The 9298-nt window shown below is 45.1% G+C and carries 8 protein-coding genes; all 8 read right to left on the bottom strand.

Translation table 11 applies throughout. The annotated features are described in order from the left end of the window. Positions 1 to 6: 6 nt before the first annotated feature. The 8 genes from CK627_RS11305 to rfbB all read right to left on the bottom strand — a co-directional run bounded on the left by CK627_RS11305 (position 7) and on the right by rfbB (position 8618). Positions 7 to 1095, bottom strand: coding sequence for a DegT/DnrJ/EryC1/StrS family aminotransferase (locus CK627_RS11305; RefSeq protein ID WP_080760780.1), 1089 nt, complete (start codon positions 1093 to 1095; stop codon positions 7 to 9). A gap of 2 nt (positions 1096 to 1097) precedes the next feature. Next, the gene (gene gmd, locus CK627_RS11300; RefSeq protein ID WP_080760781.1) at positions 1098 to 2219 is read right to left on the bottom strand and encodes a GDP-mannose 4,6-dehydratase; all 1122 of its coding nucleotides are present in this window, start codon (positions 2217 to 2219) and stop codon (positions 1098 to 1100) included. A 14-nt stretch (positions 2220 to 2233) separates the two neighbouring features. Then, positions 2234 to 3598, bottom strand: coding sequence for a phosphohexomutase domain-containing protein (locus CK627_RS11295; protein WP_080760782.1), 1365 nt, complete (start codon positions 3596 to 3598; stop codon positions 2234 to 2236). Positions 3599 to 3628: 30 nt separating this feature from the next. Further along, positions 3629 to 5026 (bottom strand): mannose-1-phosphate guanylyltransferase/mannose-6-phosphate isomerase, encoded by a 1398-nt coding sequence (locus tag CK627_RS11290; RefSeq protein ID WP_095592374.1) that lies wholly within the window; start codon positions 5024 to 5026, stop codon positions 3629 to 3631. Positions 5027 to 5028: 2 nt separating this feature from the next. After that, positions 5029 to 5592, bottom strand: a complete 564-nt coding sequence (rfbC, locus tag CK627_RS11285) for a dTDP-4-dehydrorhamnose 3,5-epimerase (RefSeq protein ID WP_043169753.1) — start codon at positions 5590 to 5592, stop codon at positions 5029 to 5031. A gap of 56 nt (positions 5593 to 5648) precedes the next feature. Continuing rightward, a complete protein-coding gene (rfbA, locus tag CK627_RS11280; RefSeq protein WP_043169754.1) occupies positions 5649 to 6533 on the bottom strand; it encodes a glucose-1-phosphate thymidylyltransferase RfbA in 885 nt (294 codons plus the stop codon). A 112-nt stretch (positions 6534 to 6645) separates the two neighbouring features. Further along, positions 6646 to 7533 carry a dTDP-4-dehydrorhamnose reductase gene (rfbD, locus tag CK627_RS11275; protein WP_043169756.1) on the bottom strand — a complete coding sequence of 296 codons (888 nt, stop codon included), beginning with the start codon at positions 7531 to 7533 and terminating at the stop codon, positions 6646 to 6648. Then, positions 7533 to 8618: a dTDP-glucose 4,6-dehydratase gene (rfbB, locus tag CK627_RS11270; RefSeq protein WP_043169758.1), complete on the bottom strand. Its 1086-nt coding sequence runs from the start codon at positions 8616 to 8618 to the stop codon at positions 7533 to 7535. Before rfbB ends, rfbD begins: the two co-directional genes overlap by 1 nt. Positions 8619 to 9298: the final 680 nt, after the last annotated feature.

Below are 9298 nucleotides of genomic sequence, written 5' to 3'. Positions count from 1 at the left end.
TGAATACTATTTATTTAAGTAGAAATCAGCGATTACTTTGCAGATAAAATCAATATCTTTTTCAGATAACTCAGGGTAACTTGGTAAATTCATGCCTCTTGAACTAATATCTTCAGCAACAGAAAACTTCTGTTCTGTAAATACATGTGGCATTGTGTTAGCTAAAGGAAACAATGGCCTTGTCTCGACACCATGATTTTTTAGAACATTTCTGAGCAAATCTCTATCTTGTGCATTCTCTACAAGGATCGAGCACATCCAGTATGAATGTCTGGCATTCTCAATCTCTTTGTGGAACGTAATCGGTAAATGGTTCAATCGACGCTGGTACCAGCAGGCAATCTCTCTCTTTTTGGCAATGATCTCATCTGCTTGTTCTAATTGTGCCAAACCAATCGCAGCACATATATTGGTCATGCGATAATTAAATGCCAACGCATCATGCCAATACTCTTTCAGCTTCGAGACCCCCTGGCTCTTCAAGTGACATGCCAATTCATGGACAATTTTATCCTTTGAAACAACCATACCACCTTCACCGGTAGTTATTGTCTTATTGCCAAAGAAACTGAATGTCGCCACGTCACCAAATGTACCAACATGCTTATTTTTATAAAGAGTGCCGAAAGCTTCCGCACAGTCTTCTATCAAAAACAAGTTATGTTTTTTACAAACATCTACTAATGCATCCATGTCACATGGTAAACCATAAAGATGCACAGCCATGACAGCCTTAGTCTTTGCCGTGATTTTTGTTATCACGTCATTGACATCGATGTTCCATGTATCTGGTAGCGAGTCTACATAGACAACTTTGGCACCGGTCTGGATGATGGTATTTACTGAAGCAATATATGTGAATGAAGGAACAATGACCTCATCACCAGGACCAATACCTAAAGCAGCCATCGCCAAATGCAGTGCCACGGTGCCATTACTAACCGTTGTACAATATTCTGCACCAATATACTTTGAAAATGCAGATTCAAATCTGTTAATAAATTCACCTTTTGAAGAGATCCATGTTGAATCAAGGCATTCATTAACGTATTTTTTTTCATTACCAGACAATCTTGGTTGATATACTGGAATCATAATCACTCCACACTAACATTAACATCAAAACCATGTGATTTCAGCAAGGCATGCTGACGAGCTTGCTGCAAATCATATGCAACCATCTCTTTTACCATTTCTGCAAGAGTCGTTTCCGGCTCCCAACCCAGCTTATTTTTGGCATTAGATGGATCACCAAGGAGTGTCTCTACTTCTGCCGGTCTGAAATAACGCGGATCAACACATACGATAATATCACCAACCTTTAATGCCGGTGCCTTATCTCCAGAAATAGCCGAAACAACAGCTTTCTCATCGACACCACTCCCAACGAAGCTTAATTCAACACCTAACTCGGCAGCAGCGATTTTTATAAATTCACGGACACTATATTGCACTCCAGTTGCAATCACAAAATCCTCTGGTTGCTCTTGTTGCAACATCATCCATTGCATCTTGACATAGTCTCTTGCATGTCCCCAATCGCGTAATGAGTCCATATTCCCCATATACAGGCACTTTTCGAGACCTTGAGCAATATTTGCCAAACCTCGAGTTATTTTTCTAGTAACAAATGTTTCACCACGACGGGGGGACTCATGATTAAACAAAATTCCATTACAAGCATACATGCCGTATGCCTCACGATAATTCACCGTGATCCAATACGCATACATTTTAGCCACGGCATAAGGGCTGCGCGGATAAAAAGGTGTTGTCTCTCGCTGCGGAATTTCTTGCACCAGACCGTATAGTTCGGATGTCGATGCCTGATAAAACCGAGTTTTTTTGGTTAGCCCCAAGAAACGAATAGCTTCCAATAAGCGCAAGGTGCCGATCGCATCGACATCCGCAGTATATTCTGGAGAATCAAAACTAACAGCGACATGAGATTGAGCACCAAGATTGTAAACTTCATCGGGTTGAACTTCGGCTATAATTCTCGTTAGATTTGATGAATCAGTTAAGTCGCCGTAATGCAGTTTAAAATCAACATTTTCCTCATGAGGATCTTTATAAATGTGGTCTACACGTTGTGTATTAAACTGAGATGCACGGCGCTTAATACCATGCACTTCATAACCCTTCTCTAATAGAAATTCAGCCAGATATGAACCATCCTGACCAGTCACCCCAGTAATCAATGCTACTTTCTTGGACATTTTCAGCACTCTCCCTATATGTTGTTGATCATTTTATGTAATGAATTCAAACCAGACGTTAACTTGCTTATATTATTTTTACTTTCAACATTAAGCCTTAGTAGTGGCTCCGTATTTGAAATGCGAACATTAAATCGCCAATCGTTCATTTCGATACTAAGACCATCTACATATTCTACCTTGACAGCGAGTGGTACATAAACCTCTTCAAGCGTCTTTATTATTTCAAGAGCATTATCGACTCTATAGTTTATCTCTCCACTACATGGATATGCTTTAACTCGCTCAGCCACTAAACTTGACAATGTGGACTTTTTTAGTGATAACAAGTTAATTACTAGTAACCATGGAATCATACCACTATCACAGTAGCCAAAATCACGGAAATAGTGATGAGCACTCATTTCACCACCATAAATTGCGTTTTCACTGCGCATCCGTTCTTTAATAAAAGCATGACCAGTTTTGCTTTGTACAGGTATGCCGCCAGACTTCTCAACGATATCGATAGTATTCCATGTCAAGCGTGGATCATGAATTATTCTCTCATGAGGATTATCTACTAAAAATGCCTCTGCCAATAATCCAACGATATAATATCCTTCGATGAAAATACCATTTTCATCGAACAGAAAGCAGCGATCAAAATCACCATCCCACGCAATGCCCATATCAGCATGATGAAATTTTACAGCTTCCGATGTCACATCTCTATTTTCAGGAAGTAATGGATTAGGAATGCCATTGGGAAAGTTACCATTTTCTTCATGATGAATTTTTATAAATTCGACTGGAACATTAAGGGTATTAAAACGTTGTTCAATAACATCAATTACATGGCCTGCAGCACCATTACCGGCATTCACAACCAGCTTGAGCGGACGTAATTGATGTGGCTTTATATACGTCAGTAAATGATCGACATAAGCATCTAGTATCGATTTTTTACTCAATGTACCTCGCCGAGGTGATACACTGAAGTCCCCCTTTTCAGCCAATGTTCGAATATCATTCAAACCACTATCGCCACTAATTGGACGAGCATCACGACCAACCAGCTTCATGCCATTATAATCCATAGGATTATGGCTGGCAGTAACTTCTATCGCACCGTCAATATCCAATGTGAAGGCTGCAAAATAAGTTTCTTCAGTACCGGTTACGCCCAAATCAATAACATCACAACCTGCATCTAGAATACCGTTTGCAAGCGCTTGTTTTAAGCCTTCACTAGTTAGTCGAACATCACCTCCAACAGCAATTCTCGTTGCCTTTAAATATTGTGCTGTTGCACGACCAATACGATAGGCAATCTCAGTGTTTAATTCATCACCCAATTTTCCACGAATATCGTAAGCTTTAAAACAAGTAAGATTCATCTAATTCCCTCCCTTAATTATGATTCCTTTTTAATAATCAATAATATCGTCTTCACCCAAATACTCACCAGTTTGAACTTCTAGCATAACTAAGTCGATGAGACCAGGATTTTTTAATTGATGGCGATGTCCGGCAGGAATATATGTAGATTGGTTAGCTGTTAGTAATGTAATCTGATCTTCATAAAAGACCTCTGCAACACCAGATAGTACAACCCAATGCTCATTTCTATGATGATGCATTTGCATCGTTAAACTAGCACCAGGTTTAACCTCAAGTTTTTTAATTTTAAAACGTTCACCCGCCTCAAGTAATGTATATAGACCCCAGGGGCAATAAACAGTACGATGCATTTTAAATGCATCATTATTTATCGCCTTAAGATTATTATAAATCAACTTGACATCTTGACTGTTCTCTTTATGTGCAACCAATAATGCATCTGCTGTATCAACAATAACTAGATTTTCTATACCAACTGCACCAATAACTCGATCTTCACTCGATATATAACAGTTTGAGGTAGCATGTAAAATTGCATGGCCTTGAACGGTATTTCCATGTTCATCGGCTCGATGGAGGTCACTCATTGCAGCCCAAGAGCCAATATCACTCCAACCTATGTCACAGGGCACCACCGAAACATTGCCTGATTTCTCCATCACAGCATAGTCTATCGATATGTCTGGTACATGACTAAACGTGTCAGGATCAAGGTCAATATGTTTTACCTTTTTACTTTGAACCAGTTCTGACCTGTCGAGGCATGCTTTTGTTGCTGACAATACTTCTGGGCAATGCAAATCCATCTCTGTAATCATTGTACTTGCTTTAAAGCAAAACATGCCTGAGTTCCAGAAGAAACGACCACTTGCGACGTACTCACTTGCCTTATCCAAGGTTGGCTTTTCAACAAAACGCAATACGCTTGTACCAGTGGCCTCGATATAACCATAACCGGTTTCAGGAATTGTTGGCTTAATGCCAAATGTGACTAATTGTCCTGCTTTCGCCAATTCAACTGCACAAGAGACAGCATCATCGAATGCAACCTGATCTGTGATTAAGTGATCGGCAGCTAATACTAGCAAGATCGCATCATCACCATATGTATCACGAACATAAACTGCAGCTGATGCTACTGCTGCTGCGGTGTTACGACCATAGGGTTCCAGAATAAATGAAGTCTGAACTTCATTGCTATTCACCTCTTTAAATGAATCTAGTGTTTTGAAATAAAGATCTCTGTTAGTGATCGTCAAAACTTCTCTGATATCAGCTAGCTTTGCTCCACGTAAAAATGCTTTTTGCAAAAAACTCTGATTATCAGATAGTTTGATGAACGGTTTGGGATGCTGTTCACGCGAAATGGGCCATAATCTAGAACCGCTGCCACCACACATAATTGCAGGAATTAAAACTGTCATAGCTACACCATGAAATTATAGTTAAATTTTTTAGCCATCATAAATGATTTTGCACTTGCATCTTTCCTAGACAATACAGGGAACATATCATTATCCCATTTTATAGATAGCTGCTGATCATTCCAGCATATTGAATTTTCAAAATCTGGTTGGTAATAATTAGTTGCTTTATATAAAACTTCTGCGGTCTCTGTTCTTGTGATAAACCCATGAGCAAATCCTTCAGGAATCCATAATTGACGTTTGTTTGTATCTGACAAATGGGCTCCAACCCATCGCCCAAAAGTCGGCGAGCTTTTACGAATATCAACTGCCACATCAAATATTTCACCAATGATACAGCGCACTAACTTTCCTTGCGCATGCGGGGGAAGTTGATAGTGCAAACCACGCAATACACCTTTAGATGATTTTGAGTGATTATCTTGTACAAAGGTGACAGGGTATCCCACCGCTTCTTCAAATAGCTTATGATTGAAACTTTCAAAGAAAAAGCCACGCTCATCACTAAATACCCTAGGCTCAAATAGAAGTATGTCAGGGAGCTCCGTCTTTATTACATTCATCTCAGATATGCCAATTAAATTTATTCGTGGTACAGAGTGGTAACACCACCCAGATATCACATCAGACTTTGTTCAACCATTCTTAGCAAATATTGTCCATAGGTATTCTTTTCTAATGGTAGCGCGAGCGCACGTACCTGCTCTACATCAATAAATTTTTTGCGATAAGCGATCTCTTCTGGGCAAGCGACTTTCAACCCCTGACGAGTTTCGATAATCTGAATAAAGTTGCTCGCTTCAATCAGGCTTTCATAGGTTCCGGTATCAAGCCAGGCATAACCGCGGCCCATCATCACCACCGATAAACTACCTTGCTCCAAGTAGATACGGTTCACATCGGTGATTTCCAGCTCACCACGGGGCGACGGTTTCAGACCCTTGGCCATCTCCACCACACTGTTGTCGTAGAAATAGAGGCCAGTGACCGCATAGTTGCTCTTGGGATCCTGTGGCTTCTCTTCCAGCGAAATAACGCTGCCTTGCTTATCAAACTCCACCACCCCATAACGCTCCGGATCATGCACATGATAGGCAAAAACGGTGGCACCACTGTCTTTACTGGCTGCCGCTTCCAGCTGTTTCTGCAAGTCGTGGCCGTAGAAGATGTTGTCTCCCAGCACCAGTGCACAGGGGTCTGAACCGATGAACTCTTCACCCAGAATAAAGGCTTGTGCCAACCCGTCCGGGCTTGGCTGCACCTTGTATTGCAAATTCAGGCCCCACTGGCTGCCATCGCCCAGTAATTGTTCAAAGCGGGGGATATCTTGCGGGGTACTGATGATCAAAATATCGCGAATGCCCGCCAGCATCAGGGTGCTCAATGGGTAGTAGATCATCGGCTTATCATAGATCGGTAGCAGCTGCTTGCTGACAGCCATGGTGACGGGGTAGAGACGTGTGCCAGAGCCCCCAGCCAGAATAATGCCTTTACGTTTGGTCATGATGCTTGTTTCTTATTTTTAAATTACAAACGAGAAGGGTGGCTTTATACAACACCTTTCTGTTTTATCCCTGCCAGCCAGAGAGGTGTTCAATACGTCCCAGGCCTGTGATTTACTTGCCCAGAGTTTCGGTCAACATCCGCTCCACACCGACCGTCCAGTCCGGCAGTACCAGCTCGAAGGTGCGCTGGAATTTGCTGGTATCCAAGCGGGAGTTATGAGGGCGTTTGGCCGGGGTCGGGAAGGCACTGGTTGGCACCGCATTGAGCTGCGTGACCGCCAGTTCAACCCCGGCCTCTCTGGCTTTGGCAAACACCAGCTGGGCGTAGTCAAACCAAGTGGTGGTACCGGAGGCAATCAGATGGTACAGCCCGGCGACCTCGGGTCTGCTCTGCGCCACGCGGAGCGCATGGGCGGTGCAATCCGCCAGCAATTCAGCACCGGTCGGGGCGCCAAACTGGTCATTGATGACCGACAGTTCGCTACGCTCCTTGCCAAAACGCAGCATGGTCTTGGCAAAGTTGGCACCGCGGGCCGCGTAGACCCAGCTGGTGCGGAAGATCAGGTGACGCGAGCACAGGGCCGCAGCCTGCTCACCCGCCAGCTTGGTTTCGCCGTACGCATTCAGCGGTGCGGTCGCATCGGTTTCAAGCCAAGGGCGCTCACCACTACCATCGAACACATAGTCGGTGGAGTAGTGAACTAGCCAGGCTCCCAATGCCTCCGCTTCTCTGGCAATCGCCGCCACACTGGTCGCGTTGAGCAGTTCGGCAAACTCCCGCTCGCTCTCGGCTTTGTCTACCGCAGTGTGGGCCGCCGCGTTCGCGATGACATCCGGCTTCACCTGGCGCACAGTCTCCGCTACGCCGGCCGGCTTGCTGAAGTCACCGCAATAATCGGTGGAGTCAAAATCGACGGCTGTGATACGGCCCAGTGGTGCCAGTGCACGTTGCAGCTCCCAGCCAACCTGACCATTCTTGCCAAACAGCAGAATATGCATCAGGCACGCTTCCCGTAGTTTTGTTCAATCCAGGATTGGTAGGCGCCGCTCTTGACGTTGTTGACCCACTGCTGGTTATCCAGATACCACAGCACTGTCTTGCGAATGCCGGATTCAAAAGTTTCTTGCGGTTGCCAGGCGAGTTCAGCGCTCATCTTGCTGGCGTCAATGGCATAACGGCGGTCATGGCCAGGGCGGTCGGCCACGTAGGTGATTTGATCGCGGTAGGAGCCGGCTTTGGGCACCATTTCATCCAGCAGATCGCAGATGGTATGCACGACTTCCAGATTCTGTTTCTCGTTGTGGCCGCCGATGTTGTAGGTCTCGCCGATGACACCTGTGGTGACCACGGTATAAAGCGCGCGGGCGTGATCTTCCACATAGAGCCAGTCACGGATCTGGTCACCCTTGCCGTACACCGGCAGCGGTTTGCCATCCAGCGCGTTGAGGATCACCAGCGGGATCAGCTTCTCGGGGAAGTGGTACGGACCGTAGTTGTTGGAGCAGTTGGTGACGACGGTCGGCAGACCGTAAGTACGGCGCCAGGCGCGCACCAGATGGTCACTGGAAGCCTTGGAAGCAGAGTAGGGGCTGCTGGGGGCATAGGGGGTGGTTTCGGTGAAGAGCGGCAGTGCCACACCGGGGACCACTTCATCCGGATGGGGCAGGTCGCCATACACCTCGTCGGTGGAGATATGGTGGAAACGGAAGGCCGCCTTGCGTACCTCATCCAGGCCGTTCCAGTAGGCGCGAGCCGCTTCCAGCAGCATGTAGGTGCCGACGATATTGGTCTCGATGAAGTCGGCGGGGCCGGTGATGGAACGATCAACATGGCTCTCGGCAGCCAGGTGCATTACGGCATCCGGCTGATACTGAGCAAACACCCGATCCAGCTCGGCGCGGTTGCAGATATCCACCAGTTCAAAGGCATAACGTTCACTGCTGGCGACACAGGCCAAGGATTCCAGGTTGCCCGCATAGGTGAGTTTGTCGAGGTTGATAACTGAGTCATTGGTATCTCGGATGATATGACGAACAACCGCCGAACCGATAAAACCAGCACCACCAGTGACAAGAATTTTCATAGTTATGCTCTTGAAAATTAATAGAAAACTTAGTTTTTAGACGCACTGAATCGACGATTACCCTCGTCTTTGCAGAGAATGTCTGATGCTGTGCAAATCAAAAGCGATAGCTACCGCCCCTGAGTTACAGCCCCCAGTTTGCTGCTTTTAACCAGAATGTATGTGCTGTTGGTCATAATGCCCTCCAGCTTGGGATTGTTCTGCCATCGTCCCTGATGACAAGATTGCTGTCTGTTTGGCCTTCAACCTGGCCGTTGCACAAGCTGAAGCCATATAAATTGCTATGCCCCAAGGACAAAGTCTGGATTCTAGCGCCTTTCCCAGCGCCTTGAATAGCCAAAACAACCTTGCTCAAAACAAGTCATCTACAACCCATTTTGCTGTTGCTCAACACTCTATTGGTGGCCGGAAATGTTCGGTCATCATTCAAAAAGCCCCTATCGACACCTCATCATCATTTTCCACTGCTAATATCCCAAGTAAAAATAGTGATAAATTGCGTATCGGAGTGGAGCTAGCTCACAAGAACACCATTTTGCTCCAATCCTTGAAGAAGATGAGTAACACTTTCTTACAATTGCCATTCACTGAATGCTCAGAATTCAGGTCTTTTCACCCATCTCTGCAGCCTGCCGATAGACTGTCTGCACGACGTATTATGTCATTTGGGCTTCATATGT

It is taken from the genome of Aeromonas dhakensis (genome assembly GCF_002285935.1).
In the GTDB taxonomy this organism is placed as follows: Bacteria; Pseudomonadota; Gammaproteobacteria; order Enterobacterales; family Aeromonadaceae; genus Aeromonas; species Aeromonas dhakensis.
The sequence above is the reverse complement of the archived record's forward strand: the minus strand, read 5'-3'. Positions and strand labels throughout refer to the sequence as shown.

Bases quoted from the DNA above. Each gene is read 5' to 3' on its own strand.
- CK627_RS11290 (WP_095592374.1), bottom strand. From the start codon at position 5,026: ATGACAGTTTTAATTCCTGCAATTATGTGTGGTGGCAGCGGTTCTAGA.
- gmd (WP_080760781.1), bottom strand. From the start codon at position 2,219: ATGTCCAAGAAAGTAGCATTGATTACTGGGGTGACTGGTCAGGATGGT.
- rfbD (WP_043169756.1), bottom strand. From the start codon at position 7,533: ATGCATATTCTGCTGTTTGGCAAGAATGGTCAGGTTGGCTGGGAGCTG.
- rfbA (WP_043169754.1), bottom strand. From the start codon at position 6,533: ATGACCAAACGTAAAGGCATTATTCTGGCTGGGGGCTCTGGCACACGT.
- rfbC (WP_043169753.1), bottom strand. From the start codon at position 5,592: ATGAATGTAATAAAGACGGAGCTCCCTGACATACTTCTATTTGAGCCT.
- CK627_RS11305 (WP_080760780.1), bottom strand. From the start codon at position 1,095: ATGATTCCAGTATATCAACCAAGATTGTCTGGTAATGAAAAAAAATAC.
- CK627_RS11295 (WP_080760782.1), bottom strand. From the start codon at position 3,598: ATGAATCTTACTTGTTTTAAAGCTTACGATATTCGTGGAAAATTGGGT.
- rfbB (WP_043169758.1), bottom strand. From the start codon at position 8,618: ATGAAAATTCTTGTCACTGGTGGTGCTGGTTTTATCGGTTCGGCGGTT.